Source organism: Stutzerimonas kunmingensis, assembly GCF_002929225.1.
Lineage (GTDB): Bacteria > Pseudomonadota > Gammaproteobacteria > Pseudomonadales > Pseudomonadaceae > Stutzerimonas.
In genome coordinates this window covers 79,942-97,670 of sequence record NZ_PISM01000004.1, presented here as the reverse complement: position 1 = coordinate 97,670, position 17,729 = coordinate 79,942, and the positions used below count along the sequence as shown (strand labels likewise).

Below are 17,729 nucleotides of genomic sequence, written 5' to 3'. Positions count from 1 at the left end.
CACTGGCTGCTGCACCCGCTGTCAGCGCAAACACCCAGCATCGCTTTCGATACTCGACGGAGCCGCCGATGGAACGTCTTACCGCGAAAGACTTCGCCCCCGAACTGCTCGAGCTCTACGACTTCTACGTCCACGGCAAGCTCAGCCGCCGGGAATTCCTCGACCGCGCCGCGGCCTTCACGCTGTGCAGCATGACCGCCGTGGCGGTGCTCGATGCGCTCACGCCCAACTATGCGTTGGCCCAGCAGGTCGCCTTCACCGATCCGGACATCATCGCCGAATACGTCAGCTACCCATCGCCCAACGGCCACGGTGAGGTGCGCGCCTACCTGGTCCGTCCGGCCGGGGCCGAGGGCAAGGTGCCAGGCATCGTTGTCGTCCACGAGAATCGCGGCCTCAACCCCTATATCGAAGACGTCGCACGGCGCGTGGCCAAGGCCGGTTTCGTCGCCCTCGCACCGGACGGGCTGAGTTCGGTCGGCGGCTATCCCGGCAACGACGACAAGGGCCGCGAACTGCAGGCCGCAGTCGATCCGCAGAAACTGATGAACGACTTCTTCGCCGCCATCGAATGGCTGATGGCCCACGAAGCCACCACCGAAAAGGTCGGCATCACCGGCTTCTGCTATGGCGGTGGCGTGGCCAATGCCGCCGCGGTGGCATACCCGGAACTGGCGGCGGCAGTGCCGTTCTATGGCCGTCAGGCCAATCCGGCGGATGTGGAGAAAATTCAGGCGCCGTTGCTGTTCCAGTTCGCCAAACACGACGAGCGCGTCAATGAAACCTGGCCCGCCTATGAAGCCGCGCTCAAGGCGGCCGGCAAGCACTACGAGGCCTACATCTACCCGGGCACCCAGCATGGCTTTCACAACGACAGCACCCCGCGCTACGACGAGCAGGCGGCTGAGCTGGCCTGGCAACGCACCATCGCCTGGTTCCAGCGTTATCTGAGCTGATGCGCTCCTGCCGTAGCGGGCCATGCCGCCAGGCTCCAACCCTGCGCTGACCTGATTTGCCTCCAGAACGCCCGCACGTTGTGCCGCGCACCAGTGCGGGTTACGGCTGCATTGCCTGCCCGAAGGCTGCAGCACACTGTCGATACATCCGTCACTGCATGTTGACGTTTACGTAAAAGACCAGTACTGCTATGTGGTCCGCACCGCTCAGGAAAGCCCTCCATGACCAATAGCGCAACGCTCGGCAGCGCCCAGGCAGACCTCTGGGTCCAGAGCACGCATGGGCAGATGTTCGTCCGCAGCTGGTTCCCCGACGCCGGCGCGCTGCGCCCGAACTGCGCACCGATCCTGCTGCTGCACGAGTCGCTCGGCTGCATCGAACAGTGGAAGGATTTCCCCGCCGCGCTCGCCCAGGCTACCGGCCGCACGGTGGTCGCCTATGACCGGCTGGGCTTCGGTCGCTCCGACCGCTTGACCGCTCCGCCTGCGCCGACCTTCGTCGAGGATGAAGCCGCGCATGGCTTCGCCCAAGTGCTGGACCATCTGGGTATCGAGCGTTTTGTGGTGGTCGGTCACAGCGTCGGCGGCAGCATGGCGGTGCATTGCGCCGCGCAATATCCCGCAGCCTGCCAGGCGATGATCACGATGTCGGCGGTCACCTTCGTCGAACCCCGCACGCTGGAAGGCATCCGCCAGGCCAGAAGCTGGTTCGCCGCCCCCGCACAGCGCGAACGCCTGCGCCGCTACCACGGCGAGCGCAGCGACTGGGTACTCAGCGCGTGGATCGACACCTGGCTCGCGCCCGACTTCGCCTCCTGGACCCTCGCCCACGCCCTGCCTCGAGTCCGCTGCCCGGCACTGGCCATCCATGGCGACAACGACGAATTCGGCTCCGAACGCCACCCGCAACTGATCGCCCAACACGCCGGCGGCCATGTCGAACAGGCGCTGCTGCCCGACGTCGGCCACGTGCCGCATCGCGAGCAGCCGGACGTAGTGCTGGAGCGAGTTGGACGGTTCTTGCGGGCGATCGGCTAAGGCCTTGCCTGGCGTTTCTCTCGGCGACAGGGCATTCGGAAGGGCGGCGTTGCAGGAGGCGTCATTAACGGCGGATGGTCAGCCCGATTACCCGCGAGACGACCAGGGCGATATACATCAGCCCCGCAATTTCCTCGAGCATGACCAGCGCCCGCGCCACAGGCCGCAGCGGCAGGATGTCACCGAGGCCAACACCGGAGAGTACGGTGACACTGAGAAACAGCAGTTCCATCCACGAGCGAGGCTCATCCGGCTGCAGGATAGCGACGAAACTGCCCGGGGCAACGAGCTGGCAGGCCGCATAGGCGTAGGCGAACGCCCACGCCAGCAGCGTGAAGGTGGCACCGACGGCAAACAGTTCGTCCGTCGTCGTGCGCTGGTCTTCCATCATGTAGCCGATCAGGCCAGCCGCCGCGTAGAAGTAGAACATCGACTCGGTCACGACCAACGCCAGGTACAGGCCGGGCATGGCTGTCAGTTCGACGGCAAGCGTCAGTCCGAGGATCGCAGCGGCCATCAGGAACGCCAGCGAATGCAGCGTCGGGCTCCGGTTGACGATGCGCAACGCCAGGACCAGCACCACAACGCCGAATGCACCAAAGGCAGCGCGGCCGAGCGGGGTGTTTTCCATGAAGGGGTACAGCAGGATGCCGAGCAGCTGGACAAACAGCAGCGCTGCCGAGGGATAACGCACGAGGTAGGTCAGCATTGATTGCCCATCGATGTATCAGCCAGCTCGGGTGTAGCGGGAGCGGAACGCGCGGCAGGGCACTGAAAGTGCCCTTAGCCCTTGAACCCCTTCGCCACCAGATAGACCTCACGCGAACGCGGGCGCGATGCTTCCGGTTTGCGGATCGACACCTTCTCGAACGAGCTGCGCACATCCTTGAGGAAGTCGTCCGAGCCTTCGCCCTGGAAGACCTTGACCACGTAGTTGCCGCCGGGCTTGAGCACCTGGCGAACCATGTCGAGGGTCAGCTCGACCAGGTACATCGAAGCGGCCTGGTCGGCGGCGGCGACGCCACTGATGTTCGGCGCGATGTCGGAGACGATCAGATCGGGCTGCCGGCCGTCGAGCATGTCGAGGATCTGCTGAAAAACGGCGTCTTCGGTGAAGTCGCCCTGCACGAAGTCGACGTTATCCAGCCCGCCCATCGGCAGAATGTCGGTCGCCAGCACCCTACCCTTTTCACCGACGATACCGCCGGCCACCTGCGACCAACCACCGGGAGCGGAGCCGAGATCCATGACCAGCATGCCGGGGCGTATCAACTTGTCCTTCTCGTTCAGCTCGATCAGCTTGTAGCTGGAGCGCGAGCGCAAGCCGTCCTTCTGGGCGCGTTTGACGAAGGGATCGTTGACGTGTTCATCCAGCCAACGACGGCTGCTTTTGGATCGTTTCATGATAGAGCCAACCACGGAGAATCAAGGTAAGACGCGGACCAACAGGCGCAGCAAGGCACAACCATTGGACGCAAAGTGGCGGCGATTATAAGCCGATAATGCCGCCCCGCGGGCGCTGGTCGCAGCACAGAGGCCGTGGAAGGCCATCAGCGCAGCCTGACAGGCACGAGCGGCGACGGGTACAATCCGCGCCCTACTCCCCGCCCCTTCTTCTTCCTCTGCCGGAGTCACCGGCCAGGATTACCGTCATGATTCGCATCAACGAGCTGTCCCTGCCCCTCGATCATTCCGCCGATGAGTTGCGCCAGGCCATCGTCAAACGCCTGAACATCAGCGACGCCGATCTGCTGAATTTCACCGTATTCAAGCGCAGCTACGATGCGCGCAAGAAGAACAGCGTCATTCTGTTCATCTACATCATCGATCTGGAGGCCCGCGACGAGGCGGCCGTCCTGGCGCGTTTTGCCGATGACCACAACGTGCGTCCAGCGCCGGACACCAACTACTACCCTGTAGGCCAGGCGCCAGCCAATCTGAGCGAGCGCCCGCTGGTGGTGGGCTTCGGCCCCTGCGGATTGTTCGCCGCGCTGCTGCTGGCACAGATGGGCTTCAAGCCCATCGTGCTGGAGCGCGGCAAGGATGTGCGCAGCCGTACCAAGGACACCTGGGCGCTGTGGCGCAAGAAGGTCTTGACGCCGGAATCCAACGTGCAGTTCGGCGAGGGCGGCGCCGGGCTGTTCTCCGACGGCAAGCTCTACAGCCAGATCAAGGACCCCAAGTTCTACGCGCGCAAGGTGGTGCACGAGTTCGTTCGTGCCGGCGCACCCGCCGAGATCATGTATGTGAGCAAGCCGCACATCGGCACCTTCCGTCTTACCGGTGTGGTCTCGACCATGCGCGAGGAAATCATCGCCCTCGGCGGCGAAGTGCGCTTCGAGTGCAAAGTGACCGATCTCGTGATCAACGATGGCCAGCTCGAAGGCGTGGTGCTGGCCAGCGGCGAGACGATCAAGAGTCGCCATGTGGTGCTGGCGCTGGGGCACAGCTCCCGCGATACCGTGCGCATGCTGCATCGCCAGGACGTGTTCATCGAGGCCAAGCCGTTTGCCATCGGTTTCCGCATCGAACACCCGCAGGGCATGATCGACCAAGCCCGGCTGGGCAAGTACGCCGGCCATCCGGAGCTGGGTGCTGCGGACTACAAGCTGGTGTACCACGCCAAGAACGGCCGTGCGGTCTACAGCTTCTGCATGTGCCCGGGCGGCACCGTGGTGGCCGCCACGTCCGAGCCGGGCCGCGTGGTGACCAACGGCATGAGCCAGTACTCGCGCAACGAACGCAATGCCAATGCCGGCATCGTCGTAGGCATCAACCCTGAGCAGGATTTCCCCGGCGACCCGCTGGCCGGCGTGGAGCTGCAGGAGCGCCTGGAATCGCGCGCTTATGAGCTGGGTGGCAGCGATTACTGCGCACCTGCGCAATTGGTCGGCGACTTCATTCGCGGCGTGCCGTCTACCGCGTTCGGCGAGGTCGAGCCCTCCTACAAACCGGGCGTGCGCCTGGGCGATCTCGCGCCATCACTGCCCGAATATGCAATCGAGGCGATCCGCGAGGCGCTGCCGGCGTTCGGCAAGCAGATCCGCGGCTTCGATCGTGCTGATGCGGTGCTTACCGGCATCGAAACCCGCACCTCGTCGCCGGTGCGCATCACCCGTGACAACGAGACGTTGCAGAGCCTCAACCTGCGCGGCTTGTATCCGGCCGGCGAAGGCGCGGGTTACGCCGGTGGCATCCTTTCGGCAGGCGTGGATGGCATCAAGGTCGCCGAGGCGCTGGCCAACTCGATGCTGGCTGAAGTGGAACACACCGAAGTGCAGAGCAACTGAGCGCCGCCCTGATGAAACTCGACGACATCAAAAAGCTGCACCAGAAAAAGTACCGGGCCGAGTTCGGATATTTTCTGGTGGAGGGCGAGCATCTGGTGCTGGAGCTGCAGAAGGCGGGCTTGCATAACCCGCTGCTGCAACGCAGCGAGCTGTATGTGGCCAGCGCCTACGAGCACTGGCAAAGCCCGTTCAGGACCCACCTGATCAGCGATCGCCAGATGGCGCAGATCGCCGATACCAAAACCCCGCAGGGCATCGTTGCGCTGGTGCCGATGCCAGCGACAGGCGCGCCGGTTGCTGCGCCCCTCGCGGGCGAGCGCGCCATCTACCTGCATGAAATCCAGGATCCGGGCAACCTCGGCACCATCCTGCGCACGCTGGCGTGGTTCGGTGGTTTTCGCTGCCTGCTCAGCCCCGGCAGCGTCGACCCGTACAACCCCAAGGTCGTGCGTTCGAGCATGGGCGCTATCTTTCATGCGCCGATGGAGCTGGATGTGGAGCTGGATTCGTTGCACACCCGCTTCCAGCGCATCGCCTGCCTGGATATGAGCGGCGAGCCGGTGCAATCGGCGAGTTTCCGCGCCTTCGATTGCTACCTGTTCGGGAACGAAGCCCGCGGCGTGCCACGCGAACAGCTGGCCTCACTCAAAGCCCAGCCATTCACGATTCCCGGGTGTGGCGCCATCGAATCGCTGAATCTGGCGGCAACAGTCAACATGTGCGCGTACGAATTGAGCAGATAGCCGCTGCTTGAGGTGGGCTGCACTATGCAGCCTGCTCGCCGCCCAGGGGTATGCGCACCGTGAACGTAGTGCCGCTACCGGCCATCGACTCGAACTCGATACTGCCGTGGTGAGCATCGACTATGGCGGATGCGATATACAGTCCAAGGCCGAGCCCCGCGCCCGCACCGTACTCGGCGTTGCCGCTCTGGATGTGACGCACCATCGGATTGAAGAGGCTGCTTTTTGCCGATTCGGCGATGGGCCGGCCGACGTTGTGAACCGTCAGCGCGGCGATCCCCTCATCGCTTTTCAGGCTGACCGTAATCGGTGTCCCCGCCTCGCCATGCTCGACGGCGTTGCCAATCAGGTTGGCAATCACCTGCTCCATTCGCGATTTATCGAACTGCCCAGGAAGGCTCGGCTCCGACTGCAGGACGATCTGTCGGTCGGGGTTGAACGCCCTCGCCTCTTCAACCATGCCTTCACACGCGTGCGCCAGATCTTCGCTGTCCATGCGCACCGGAATGCCTACGCCTGAGTGCGTGCGGGTAAAGTCCAACAGGTCGCCGACGATCTTGATGGAGCGTTTCACGCTCGTATAGATACGCGACACGTTGATGGTCGGCTTTGGAGGCAAATCCCCTGTGCGTAGCAGTACGTCAGCACTCAGCAATATGGCGCCGAGGGGGCTTCGCAGGTCGTGGCCCAATATGCCGAGAAAGACATTTCGCGCGGCATCCACGGCGTCCGCATAGCTGACCACAGACTCGGCGAGGGCCTGATCGATCGCTTCGTTAAAGCGGACGATGTCGGAAATCTCGTGCTCTTTCGACGCTGCATCGGACGACATCCACAGGACCAGCACACTGGTGCGCAATGCCCGGTACTCGGCGATGACCTGCGCAATCGTGAAGCCCGAGGAATAGCGGATGTCGGCGTGGGTTTCCGCGGGAGTGGCATCTCGTGAAGGCGACGCCTTCCCATGGGATTTGGCGATCCGCGCCTTCACCGATTGGGCCGTGCGCAGATCGGCGGCGATCGCCAGCAACATCTGCTCCGCATGGTCCCGCAGCGCCACCGAATCCATGCCGTTGGCGGCGGGTGTCATCGTCTTGGCGAAGTCTTCCCACTGCTGAAGGATGGGTTCGATGTTTTCCAGAATGAAATCGGCCAAGCGCATGGTTTGCTCCTCGTGACTGAAACGGATGGTTGTAGCGACGACAGGTGTGTCAGTGAGGAGCGGAAGCCGAGACTACAGGGAAGCAGCGCCAGCAGTAGTAACTTTTAGCCGGCCGGTTTGCGTGAACGCGCTTGCTCATACCGGGCTACCAGCATTCGCGGATAACAGCCGAAAAATAAAGCTGCCCTTTGCGCGAGTTAACAGTTTTGCGCTTGTCGCGGTGCCGGTCGATGACAGCCCTACGAGCCCCACGCATCATGCTCGCTCGACGTCGTGCCGCAGGGCCCTCGCATGCAACCTACCATTTCTGATTCATTGCTGGACTACGCCGGGCAAAGCTCGCCAGGGCGCAGGCGCAGCCATAATGAAGATGCACTGCTCTGCGCGCCGGAGCTGGGGCTCTGGGCCATCGCCGACGGCATGGGTGGGCATCAATGCGGGGAGGTTGCAAGCAGCCTGGCACTGTCTGCACTGCAGCAGGCGATCGAGGGCGGCGATTCGCTGCAGACAGCGGTTCAGCACGCCAACCAGGCAGTACTTGACGCGGCTGTGGACGACGGCATGGGCACCACGCTGGTCGCAGCGCATTTCAAGGGTGCCGACTTCGAACTCACCTGGGTCGGCGACAGCCGCGCCTATCTGGTCACCTCCAACGGTATCGAGCAGCTTACGCGGGACCATAGCTGGGTGCAGATGATGATCGACGCCGGGGAGCTGACGCCGGCCGAGGCTCAAGGCCACGCCTGGCGCAACATCATCCTGCGCTGCCTGGGACGCGAGGCGCCGCTGGAAGTCGGTGCCCACAGCGGCACCCTCAAGCCCGGCGAGCTGCTGCTGCTATGCAGTGACGGCCTGACCAACGAGCTGACCGACGCGCAGATCCATGCCAGCTGCACCTTTGCCGATACCCTCGAGAACCTGGTGGAACAGCTGATCGACCAGGCCAATGAACATGGCGGCCGCGACAACATCTCCTGCATCGTCATCGGCCGCACCGCCCCCCTCCCGGCGGCCGAGTCCCGCGGGCGGCGCTTCATCAACATGCTGTTAAAACCCCTCAAGTCGTAAGCAAGCGCGAGTTTCTACAATGCATCGGATGCTGGAAATACCGGGCTATCGCCTGCACAAGCGGCTCGGAAAAGGCGGAATGGCCGAGGTCTATCTGGCCACCCAGCTGTCGCTGGATCGCGAGGTGGCCGTCAAGGTGCTGTTGCGCACGGAAGATGCAGCGTTCACCGAGCGCTTCATCCAGGAAGGCCATATCGTCGCCTCGCTGCGCCACCCGGCGATCATCACCATCCACGACATCGGCCAGATCGCCGATGGCCGGCACTACCTGGCCATGGAATACCTCGGCGGCGGCGACCTGGCGCAACACCGCGGCATCGTCTTCTCACCATCGCGCGCGCTGGACATCATCCGTCAGCTGGCCGGCGGCCTGGCGGTGGTGCACGACGGCGGGCTAGTCCATAGAGACGTGAAGCCCGCCAATATCCTCTTCCGTGACGACGGCAGCGTGGTGCTCACCGACTTCGGCGTAGCCAAGGCCGTAGAGCTGGATAACGAGCTCACCCACTTCGGCATCGCGGTCGGCAGCCCTGCCTACAGCAGCCCGGAGCAGGCCCAGTGCCAGCCACTCGATGCCCGCAGCGACATCTACAGCCTCGGCGTGATACTCGCCGAGATGCTCACCGGGACCAACCCGTTCCGCGCCAGCAGCTATCCGCAAACCGTGCTCAACCACCTGCAGATGCCCTTGCCGCAACTGCCGCCGGCGCTCGCGCCCTACCAGCCACTGCTCGACCGCATGCTGGCCAAGCAGCCGGATGAGCGCTTCGGCAATTGCCGTGAGCTGCTGGCGGCCATCGACACGCTCACCGAGCCGGACATGGACCAGACCCGCATCGCACCGGCGGCATTCATCGAGGCGCCGACCAGACGCCGCCGTCGCCGTCGTGGCATCGGCCGCTGGGCGGTGATCGGTGCGGCGCTGATCGTGACAGTCGCCGCATTGGCCGCCGGCGGCTATCAATGGCTGCAATACAGCCGCATCAACGACTACCTCACGCGCGCCGAGGCACGCCTGGATGAGGGGCAACTGACTGCACCGGCGTTCGACAATGCCGACTACTACTACCGCCAGGCCCTGCGCCTGGATTCGGACAATGTCGAGGCCCTCGACGGCATACGCCGCGTGCTCGATGCGCGCATCGCCCAGGCACTGGAACTGGCGGCGCAACGGCTGGCAAACGATCAGTTGCTGCAACCCGCCGAAGACAGCGCGGTGCACTACTACCAGCAGGTGCTGGGCTGGTTGCCGGAAAACGAGGTGGCCCGCAACGGGCTGGTGCAGGTCAGCGAGCGGTATGTCGAGCTAGCCGAAGCAGCCTACGGGCGCCGCGAGTTCGCCCTGGCGCTGGAGTACATCCAGCAGGGGCTGGAAGCCACCCCGGACTATGCGCCCCTGCTCGCGCTGCACGACGCGCATGCTCAGCGGGTTGCCAAGGCCCGGGCCCCGCGCCCGGTGAAACGCACAACGGCCAGCACCTCACGCGCCGCGCCGTCCAACACGCAGACCTCGCAAGCGCCGGCCAACCCGGTCAAGCGCCTGTGGAACCGGATATTCAACCAATAATTCGCCGAGCGCCGTTCGGCTCAGACCGTCGCCCGCGCAGCTAAAAGGTACCGCGCCATGCTCAGGATCCACTTCGCTGACAATCGCCAGAGTCCGGTCTGGCTTGCCGATGAACGCTTCACCCTCGGTTCGGACCGCAGCAACAAGCTGGTGGCCAACGACACCGGGGTCGCGCCATTTCACGCCGAACTGCTGCTGGAAAACCGCTTCTATTACCTCACCGACCTCGGCACGCCTGGCGGCACCTACGTCAATGACGAGAAGGTCGGCGAGCGCTACCAGATTCGTTCCGGCGACCGCCTGCGCCTGGGCGCGCTGGAACTGCAGATCGTCGATCCGGCCAAGGCCGGCACCAAGCTGGCGAGCGCCCCGCGCTGGCTGTTGCAGGTGGTCAAGGGCGAGAACCAGGGCCACAAGTACCACATCACTGGCTCGATGACCTTCGGCCGCTCGGTCAAATGCGAACTCTGCTTCAGCGATGCGGAACTGTCCCGCCGCCACGCCGAGTTCTACCTCAAGGGCGATGTGCTGGAAGTGAAGGACCTGGCCTCAGCCAACGGCCTGCTGGTGAACCGCGAGAAGGTCACGACCGCTGTGCTGCAGCCGGGAGACCAGATCCAGCTGGGCAATACCACACTGCTGGTGATCGGGCCCAAGGTCAGCACCCCGGAAGTCGTCGACGAAGACGCTACCGTATTCGTCCGCGCCACCGACCTGCCCGCCACGGTTGCCCCCCAGCCGAAACCTTCCCGCCCCCGCCCTGCCACGCCGAACCCGCTGCACGCGGCGGCACCTGTTGCCGCCGCTCCTGCTCGTGAGCCAGGTAGATCCGCATGGCGCCTTGGCATGCTGCTCGGCGCGCTGGGGCTGGCCATTGTCGCCGGGCTGGTTGTGCAGCAGATGATCTAGCAACTAACAGGCTTGAGCGGCGGCCATGCAGTGCCGCTTTCTGCCCTAGCAGCCGGCGCCTGCCCGATGAAACCTCGGCACCTGATCAATCACTACCGAACGCTACCCTCGCCCCCGACGCAGCGCCCGCAATCCTTCGAGGACCAACACCACAATCGCCGCCCAGATCGCCCCGTAGGTCAGCCACTGGTCCGGCGCGATGCTCTCGCCAAGCAGCAGCGCCACGACCACCAACAGTACCGGCTCGACATAGCTGAGCAGGCCGAACAGGGTCAGGCTGAGGTACTTACTGGCATTGATCATCAGCCCCAGCGCCAGCGCGCTGAGCGCGCCCAGGCCGGCAATCAGCAATGGCAGGCGGGGATTGCCGGCAAGCAGGTTCAACGTGTCACCGCTGCCTAGGACGAACAGCGCAGCAACCGGCAGGCTGATGACCAGGTCCACCCAGAGCCCGCCAAGACTGGCGGTGCGGAGCTTGCGGCGCAGAACGAAGTAGCACGGGTAACCCAGGGCAACGGCGAGTACCGGCCATGACAGTGACGAAGCCAGTAGCAGCTGGTTGCCCACGCCTACAGCCGCCAGCAGACAGGCCAGGCGTTGCAAGCGACTGATCGTTTCGCCGAAAACCAGGCGCCCGGTAAGTACCAGTGTCAGCGGCAGCAGAAAGTAGCCGAGCGAAACGTCCAGCCCGTGGCCGTTGATCGGCGCCCACATGAACAGCCACAGCTGCAAACCGACCAGCGCCGAAGACAGCGGCAGCGCTAGCCACAGTCGTGCCTCTGCCGGTACGCGCACGAGGATCTCGCGGACCTCGCCCCAGCGACCGATGGCGAGCAGTAGCAACGCCAGGCAGGGTGCGGTGAGCAGAATGCGCCAGCCGTAGATCTGCTGGCCACTCAGCGGCTCGAGCAGCGACGTGTAGTAATACAGCGTTGCGAAGAGCGTCGATGCGGCGAGCGAGCCGGCGACGCCCGCCAGCCTGTTGCGAGTTTCCATGGGCTTCCTGCGATTGACGATTCGTGCCAGCCCCGACCTCAGGGCTCGACCTGGCTCCACTGCTTGTTCAGGCGCTTGTCCGAAACCGCCATCCTGGTGCCAAGCTGCTGTGCCCAGAGCGAGACGCGATATTCCTCGAGCATCCAGCGATACAGCGCCAGCTCGGCATCGCGCTTGCCTTCCTGCAGGTGCTTCTTCAGGCGTGCCTGGTACTGCTCCCAGTAGACGGCCAGCTCGCCGGACCAGACGCGATCACGCTGCAGCTGCGCACCGATCTTCTCGAAGCGTTGCTCGATGGCCTTGAGGTAGCGCGGGTACTCCTTCAGCCACTCGGCAGGCGTTTCGCGAACAAAGCCCGGATAGACAAGGTTGCCCAGCTGCGCCTTGATGTCGTTCAGCGCCACCGCCTGGGCCAGGTCGATCTTGCCCTTGAAGCGCTTCTGCAGGCCGTGCCAGTGCTTGAGGATTTCCAGCGTCAGGCGCGCCAGACGCTCGGCATGCGCCGCCCAGTCGCCGCGCTTGCGCTCGGCCAGTGACGCCAGGGCTGCGCCATCACGCGGCAACTGGGCTTCACCGTCGAGGATGCAGCTGCCCAGGCTCGCCAGGAGGATATCCTCGACCAGCCCGTCGACCTTGCCCATGTCGCGGTAGAGCAGGCCCAGTTCGGTGAGCCCCGGCAGCTTGTTGCGCAGGTACTTGGCCGGCTCCGCCAGCTGCTGCAGCAACAGGCGCTGCAGCGCGCGGCGGTGCTGCCACTCGGCCTCGGCCTGGGTCGGGAAACGGCCTTCCTTGACCACCCCTGCCTCTTCCACCAGCGCCGGATAGACGGTCATCGACAGCCCGGCCATCTTCGCCTGGGCCTTTTCTGCGACCTGGGCAAAACCCTTGGCTTCGACCGGCTTCTGTTCGGCCTTCTGCTGCTGCGGCGCCAGGGCGGCCTGGCTGGCCTCGGCGAAGCGCGCGGTGAGTTCAGCCAGATCACGCCCCTCACCGAGGAACTTGCCGCGGGCGTCGACCACCTCGATGTTCATCTTCAGATGGCTTTCCAGACCGGCTGCCGCCTCGGCCCAGGCGTCGTCCGATACGCGTGCACCAGTCATGCGCAGCAGTTCACGGCCCAGCGCCTCCGGCAGCGCGCCTTCACTGAAGGTGATCTTGGCCAGCGCGGCGCCGACGAAATCCGGCACCGGTACGAAGTTCTTGCGCAGCGCCTTGGGCAGGTTGCGCACCAGCGCCACCGCCTTGGTTTCCAGCAGCCCCGGTACCAGCCAGTCGAGCCGCTCGCTGCGCAATTGCGGCAACAGCGGCGCCGGCACGCGCAAGGTCACGCCATCGCGCGGGTGGTTGGGTTCGAAATGGTATTCCAGCGGCAACTGCAGCTCGCCGATGTTCAGGTAATCCGGGTACTGCGCGGCGGTGACTTCGCTGGCCTCGCGGGCGAGCACGTCTTCCTCGCGCATGATCAGCAGCTGCGGGTCTTTCTGGCTTTCGCGCTTGTACCAGTTCTCGAAGCTGGCGGTCTGGTAGATGTCCGCCGGCAGCCGCGCAGCGTAGTAGTCGAACAGCGTTTCCTCATCGGCGAGGATGTCGCGGCGGCGCGCCTTGGCTTCCAGCTCGTCGAGACGCTCGAGCAGCTCGCGATTGGCGCTGAGCGCGCGGGCGCGGCTGTGCATCTCGCCGCGCACCAGCCCTTCGCGGATGAACAGCTCTCGCGCTGCTGGCGGATCAATGGGGCCGTAATGCACCGGTCGGCGGCCAACGACGATCATGCCGTAGAGCGTCACCTGCTCGTAGGCCACCACCTGTCCGCGCTTCTTCTCCCAGTGCGGCTCGAAGTGGTTCTTCTTGATCAGGTGACCGGCCAGTGGCTCGATCCAGTCGGGCTCGATCTTGGCGACCATGCGCGCGAACAGCTTGGTGGTTTCCACCAGCTCGGCGGCCATCAGCCAGTTGGGCTTCTTGCGCCCGATGCTGCTTCCGGGATGCACCCAGAAGCGCCGCTGGCGCGCGCCGAGGAAGTCGCCCTCCTCGGTCTTGTTGCCGATCTGGCTGAGCAGGCCGGCGAGGATGGCCTTGTGCACCGCCGCGTAGCTCTTGGCCTTCTGCGCCTCATCGCTGGCTTCGGCCTGCTGGCGGAGGATGACGTTGACCTTGGTGTCCTTGGTCGGGGCGGGTTGGGCGCTGGCCCCGGCCGGACGCGTGGAAGAGGCTTCGCCGTCTTCCACCCTACGTGCCTTATCGGCACGCGGTGGTTGGCCGGAGCCATCCACCGACCTGCCCGAACCAAGCTTGAGTTCTCGGGCAATCAGGGTCAGCTGGCGATGCGCGTCACGCCACTCGCGCAGACGCAGATAGTTGAGGAAATTCTTCCGGCACCAGCTGCGCAGCGGGTTGGAGCCCAGCTCCTGGCGCTTCTCCTCAAAACCGCGCCAGATATTGATCAGCGCGGCGAAGTCCGAGTCGGGGTCCTTCCACTGCGCATGGGCCTGATCGGCGGCCTGCTGGCGGTCGGCCGGACGTTCGCGCACGTCCTGCACCGAGAGTGCGCTGGCGACAATAAGCACCTCGGCCAGGCTGCCCTGCCGTGCGGCTTCGAGAAGCATGCGACCCAGTCGCGGGTCGATCGGCAGGCGTGCCAGCTGGCGGCCCAGCGGGGTCAGCTGATTCTCGCGGTTGACTGCCGAAAGTTCCTGCAACAGGTTGAAGCCATCGCTGATGGCCTTGCCATCCGGCGGCTCGATAAAGGGGAAATCCTGGATGTCGCCCAGGCGCAAATGCAGCATCTGCAGGATCACCGCGGCGAGGTTGGTGCGCAGGATCTCCGGATCGGTGAATTCGGGCCGGCCGAGAAAGTCTTCCTCGCTGTAAAGCCGAATGCAGATACCCGGCTCCACCCGCCCGCAGCGCCCCTTGCGTTGGTTGGCGCTGGCCTGGGACACCGCCTCGATCGGCAGGCGCTGAACCTTGGCGCGGTAGCTGTAGCGGCTGATGCGCGCAGTACCGGAATCGATCACGTAGCGGATACCGGGCACGGTCAGCGAAGTCTCGGCGACGTTGGTGGCCAGCACGATCTTGCGCCCCGGTCGCGGCTGGAAGATCTTCTGCTGCTCGGCCGGCGTCAGCCGCGCATACAGCGGCAGCACCTCGGTGAACTTCAAGGTGGCCTTGCGCAGCACCTCGGCCGCGTCGCGAATCTCGCGTTCACCGGGCAGGAACACCAGCACATCGCCGGGGCGCTTGCCGACGCTCTGCTCGTGGGCGGCGATCTCGTCCAGCGCGGCGAGGATGCCCTGGTCGACGGTCAGGTCGTCCTCCAACCGGTTGCCGTCCTCGTCGATCTCGGCCGCCAGTGGCCGATACCAGGTTTCCACCGGGTAGGTACGCCCGGACACCTCGACGATGGGCGCACCGTCGAAATGCTCCGAAAAGCGCTGCAGGTCGATGGTCGCCGAGGTGATGATGACCTTCAGATCCGGCCGACGCGGCAGCAGGGTCTTGAGAAAACCGAGCAGGAAGTCGATGTTCAGCGAACGCTCGTGGGCCTCGTCGACGATGATGGTGTCGTAACGCTCGAGGAAGCGGTCGTGCTGCGTCTCGGCCAGCAGGATGCCATCGGTCATCAGCTTGATCAGCGAGCTGTCCTTGCTCTGATCCTCGAAACGCACCTGATAACCCACCAGTTCACCGAGTGGCGTGCCGATTTCCTCTGCCACCCGCGTAGCGACGCTGCGCGCTGCGAGCCGGCGCGGCTGGGTATGGCCGATCAGCCCGTGCACGCCACGGCCGATCTCCAGGCAGATTTTCGGTAGCTGCGTGGTCTTGCCCGAGCCGGTCTCACCGGCAATCACCAGCACCTGGTGCTTTTCCAGCGCGGCCTTGATCTCGTCGCGCTTGGCAGCGATTGGCAGGCTATCGTCGTAGCGAATGCGCGGCACACTCTGCCGACGCGCCTCAACCTTGGCCACCGAAGCCTGAAAGCGCTCCAGCCACTGGGCCAGTTTGGCCTCGTCCGGCTGCTTTCTCAGCTCGTGCAGCTGCCGGCGCAGGCGGTGGCGATCAGCGAACAGGGCCTGGTCGAGATTCTTCAGCAGGGTATCGATAGCGGGCGTTGCGTCGGTCATGGACAGCCGTGGGGCAATTCGAGAAGGGCGCGATTGTCGCAGATTTGCCCGGCCGGCCGAAGGGAAAGGGTTTGTGCAGGGACCGCGCCGGCATGCCGGCGCGGTGTTCAGCCGATCAACGGATCCAGTGACCCCAGCGCGACTTCTCCTGCACCTGCTGGATGCGCATGCTGCCGATGCTCTGCTCCGTCGCCGCGGCGATCTCGTCATCGATCATCCGGGTCGACAGCGACAGCCAGCTGGTGGCGAAGGCCAGCGCGTCACCGTGCAACTCCAGCGCCTCGGTGGAGATGTTGCCGAGGTTGTCGCATTCGTTGTGATAGCACGGATCGAACGGCTGGCCGGCTGCGCCGCCGTAACGCTGCGCCTGCTCCTCGGTCTTGATGTCCTCGGCGCCTGTGAACAGTCCGCCGAAGGCGATGCCGTCTTCGAAGAACTGCGCGTAGTCGGAGCGGAAGTCGATCTCGGTGCCTTCAGACGGCGCGTTGCGCAGCTGGAAGTAGGTGCGCAGCAGGCGTTCGATGGCGGCCGAGCCGGGTGGCCCCTGCAGGCCGAAGTCGGAGCCATCGCCGTCATAGATGAAGTTGGCGTAGTTCGGCGAACCGATCATGTCGACGTTCAGATAGGCCTTGATGCGCTGTTTCTCCTCGTCCGGTAGCTGCGTGACGTAGTAGGTCGAGCCCACCAGACCCGACTCCTCCGCGCCCCACCAGGCAAAGCGCACCTTGTTTTCCGGCCGCGCCTTGCTCATCAGCAGCGCCATTTCCAGCAGCGCGGCGCTGCCCGAGCCGTTGTCGTTGATGCCCGCCCCTTCGAACACCGAGTCCAGGTGCGCGCCGACCATGACCACGTTGCCCGGATCGCCGCGGCGCGTTTCGGCCAGCAGGTTGTAGGTCTCGGTCTGCTCGCGCACCACGTCGACGTTCATGCTCAGTTGTAGCCCCGAGGTCTGCGACCAGGCCACGCCGTTATCGTAGGTCGAGAACATCACCGGGATGCCGCCGCTGTAGTCCTCGCCCAGGGTTGCGACCAGCAGCCCCTTGCGGTCCTCGGTGTCCCCCTGGTTGAAGATGATGGCGCCAGCCGCACCGGCCGCCGCGGCATTGCTCGCTTTCTGCCCGAATGGACAGGTGCCGCGCTGCATCAAGGCGATGGCACCGGCCGGGAAGCCGGCGAAGTCCTCGGGCTCACAGCCGCTGGTGGAGGTGTTGCCAGCGCCGAGAGCCAGGTCGACCGGCACCACCGGTGCGGTGACATTGCCCGGATCGGTCTGATCGGCGTAGGTAAAATCCTCCTCCCAGACGTACTGGGCCGGCTGCGGCGCCACGGCGCTCAGCGTGCCGGGGCTGACGGGATAGAAGGCGAGGAACGGGAAGGCCTGCACTTCGACGCGATAACCGGCGCGCTGCAGGCGGCTGCGCACGTAGTCGATCGACGCCTGATAACCGGGCTGACCGGACGCACGATTGCCGTCGTTCATCGTGGCGATGTCCTGCAACGCCTCCAGGTGCTTCATGACGTTGCTCGCCTGCATGCAGCGCGGCAAACCGACCGGAGTGCCGACCAGCAAGGGCGAACGACACAACGCCGCGTTGGGCTTGTCCGGCGTCCAGAAGTCGTTGAACTGCGGGGTGTCTACCTGCGGCGCCGCAAACGCGACACTGCCGGTAAGTAATGCGAGAGAAGCAACTACCCGAACAGCATTGTTTTTTTTGTGCATGGGTAACTCATCCTTGCAACGGATTGATGGGCAGGCCGCCTGTGGCTTGCGCCATCGTCCCCTACTGCTTTCAGTGGACGCGGCCATAGGGAGCTAGACCGAACGGCCGCCGTCTCGGTTCTGAGACAGCCGCCCGCCGGTAGCGCCGTTGATCGGGTT

Annotated in this window: 13 protein-coding genes; 7 read left to right on the top strand and 6 right to left on the bottom strand. The window is 64.7% G+C overall.

What is annotated here, in order from left to right:
• Positions 1 to 68 precede the first annotated feature (68 nt).
• Both yghX and CW305_RS01475 read left to right on the top strand, forming a co-directional pair.
• Positions 69 to 956, top strand: coding sequence for a YghX family hydrolase (gene yghX, locus CW305_RS01480; protein ID WP_104096921.1), 888 nt, complete (start codon positions 69 to 71; stop codon positions 954 to 956).
• A gap of 222 nt (positions 957 to 1,178) precedes the next feature.
• Positions 1,179 to 1,994, top strand: a complete 816-nt coding sequence (locus CW305_RS01475; RefSeq protein ID WP_104096920.1) for an alpha/beta fold hydrolase — start codon at positions 1,179 to 1,181, stop codon at positions 1,992 to 1,994.
• 64 nt (positions 1,995 to 2,058) lie between these two features.
• On the opposite strand, the gene CW305_RS01470 is transcribed toward CW305_RS01475, so the two are convergent.
• Both CW305_RS01470 and rlmE read right to left on the bottom strand, forming a co-directional pair.
• Positions 2,059 to 2,703 (bottom strand): ion channel, encoded by a 645-nt coding sequence (locus CW305_RS01470; RefSeq protein WP_042926566.1) that lies wholly within the window; start codon positions 2,701 to 2,703, stop codon positions 2,059 to 2,061.
• A gap of 74 nt (positions 2,704 to 2,777) precedes the next feature.
• Positions 2,778 to 3,398, bottom strand: a complete 621-nt coding sequence (rlmE, locus tag CW305_RS01465; protein WP_003300908.1) for a 23S rRNA (uridine(2552)-2'-O)-methyltransferase RlmE — start codon at positions 3,396 to 3,398, stop codon at positions 2,778 to 2,780.
• Between the two features lie 248 nt (positions 3,399 to 3,646).
• On the opposite strand from rlmE, the gene CW305_RS01460 reads away from it, so the two are divergent.
• Both CW305_RS01460 and CW305_RS01455 read left to right on the top strand, forming a co-directional pair.
• A complete protein-coding gene (locus CW305_RS01460; protein WP_104096919.1) occupies positions 3,647 to 5,284 on the top strand; it encodes an NAD(P)/FAD-dependent oxidoreductase in 1,638 nt (545 codons plus the stop codon).
• A gap of 11 nt (positions 5,285 to 5,295) precedes the next feature.
• On the top strand, positions 5,296 to 6,027 hold the full coding sequence (locus CW305_RS01455) for a TrmH family RNA methyltransferase (protein ID WP_104096918.1): 732 nt from the start codon (positions 5,296 to 5,298) through the stop codon (positions 6,025 to 6,027).
• Positions 6,028 to 6,049: 22 nt separating this feature from the next.
• Here the strand turns inward: CW305_RS01455 and CW305_RS01450 are convergent, their stop codons facing one another.
• Positions 6,050 to 7,189, bottom strand: coding sequence for a sensor histidine kinase (locus CW305_RS01450; RefSeq protein ID WP_014821177.1), 1,140 nt, complete (start codon positions 7,187 to 7,189; stop codon positions 6,050 to 6,052).
• Positions 7,190 to 7,480: 291 nt separating this feature from the next.
• Here CW305_RS01450 and CW305_RS01445 point away from each other — a divergent pair, with 291 nt between their 5' ends.
• The 3 genes from CW305_RS01445 to CW305_RS01435 are packed head-to-tail and all read left to right on the top strand — an operon-like array spanning position 7,481 to position 10,733.
• Complete coding sequence (locus tag CW305_RS01445) at positions 7,481 to 8,257, top strand: PP2C family protein-serine/threonine phosphatase (RefSeq protein WP_104096917.1); 777 nt, start codon at positions 7,481 to 7,483, stop codon at positions 8,255 to 8,257.
• A gap of 19 nt (positions 8,258 to 8,276) precedes the next feature.
• Entirely contained in the window at positions 8,277 to 9,824 is a 1,548-nt protein-coding gene (locus tag CW305_RS01440; RefSeq protein WP_104096916.1) for a serine/threonine-protein kinase, read from the top strand.
• Between the two features lie 57 nt (positions 9,825 to 9,881).
• Complete coding sequence (locus CW305_RS01435) at positions 9,882 to 10,733, top strand: FHA domain-containing protein (RefSeq protein WP_104096915.1); 852 nt, start codon at positions 9,882 to 9,884, stop codon at positions 10,731 to 10,733.
• Positions 10,734 to 10,835: 102 nt separating this feature from the next.
• Here CW305_RS01435 and rarD read toward each other — a convergent pair whose 3' ends face one another.
• The 3 genes from rarD to CW305_RS01420 all read right to left on the bottom strand — a co-directional run bounded on the left by rarD (position 10,836) and on the right by CW305_RS01420 (position 17,570).
• Positions 10,836 to 11,729 (bottom strand): EamA family transporter RarD, encoded by an 894-nt coding sequence (rarD, locus tag CW305_RS01430; protein WP_104096914.1) that lies wholly within the window; start codon positions 11,727 to 11,729, stop codon positions 10,836 to 10,838.
• Positions 11,730 to 11,767: 38 nt separating this feature from the next.
• On the bottom strand, positions 11,768 to 15,850 hold the full coding sequence (gene hrpA, locus CW305_RS01425) for an ATP-dependent RNA helicase HrpA (protein WP_104096913.1): 4,083 nt from the start codon (positions 15,848 to 15,850) through the stop codon (positions 11,768 to 11,770).
• A gap of 115 nt (positions 15,851 to 15,965) precedes the next feature.
• Positions 15,966 to 17,570: a M28 family metallopeptidase gene (locus tag CW305_RS01420; protein WP_104096912.1), complete on the bottom strand. Its 1,605-nt coding sequence runs from the start codon at positions 17,568 to 17,570 to the stop codon at positions 15,966 to 15,968.
• Between the last annotated feature and the right edge of the window lie 159 nt (positions 17,571 to 17,729).

Coding starts and splice junctions, on each gene's coding strand:
- yghX (WP_104096921.1), top strand. CDS start 69: ATGGAACGTCTTACCGCGAAAGACTTCGCCCCCGAACTGCTCGAGCTC.
- CW305_RS01475 (WP_104096920.1), top strand. CDS start 1,179: ATGACCAATAGCGCAACGCTCGGCAGCGCCCAGGCAGACCTCTGGGTC.
- CW305_RS01470 (WP_042926566.1), bottom strand. CDS start 2,703: ATGCTGACCTACCTCGTGCGTTATCCCTCGGCAGCGCTGCTGTTTGTC.
- rlmE (WP_003300908.1), bottom strand. CDS start 3,398: ATGAAACGATCCAAAAGCAGCCGTCGTTGGCTGGATGAACACGTCAAC.
- CW305_RS01460 (WP_104096919.1), top strand. CDS start 3,647: ATGATTCGCATCAACGAGCTGTCCCTGCCCCTCGATCATTCCGCCGAT.
- CW305_RS01455 (WP_104096918.1), top strand. CDS start 5,296: ATGAAACTCGACGACATCAAAAAGCTGCACCAGAAAAAGTACCGGGCC.
- CW305_RS01450 (WP_014821177.1), bottom strand. CDS start 7,189: ATGCGCTTGGCCGATTTCATTCTGGAAAACATCGAACCCATCCTTCAG.
- CW305_RS01445 (WP_104096917.1), top strand. CDS start 7,481: ATGCAACCTACCATTTCTGATTCATTGCTGGACTACGCCGGGCAAAGC.
- CW305_RS01440 (WP_104096916.1), top strand. CDS start 8,277: ATGCATCGGATGCTGGAAATACCGGGCTATCGCCTGCACAAGCGGCTC.
- CW305_RS01435 (WP_104096915.1), top strand. CDS start 9,882: ATGCTCAGGATCCACTTCGCTGACAATCGCCAGAGTCCGGTCTGGCTT.
- rarD (WP_104096914.1), bottom strand. CDS start 11,729: ATGGAAACTCGCAACAGGCTGGCGGGCGTCGCCGGCTCGCTCGCCGCA.
- hrpA (WP_104096913.1), bottom strand. CDS start 15,850: ATGACCGACGCAACGCCCGCTATCGATACCCTGCTGAAGAATCTCGAC.
- CW305_RS01420 (WP_104096912.1), bottom strand. CDS start 17,570: ATGCACAAAAAAAACAATGCTGTTCGGGTAGTTGCTTCTCTCGCATTA.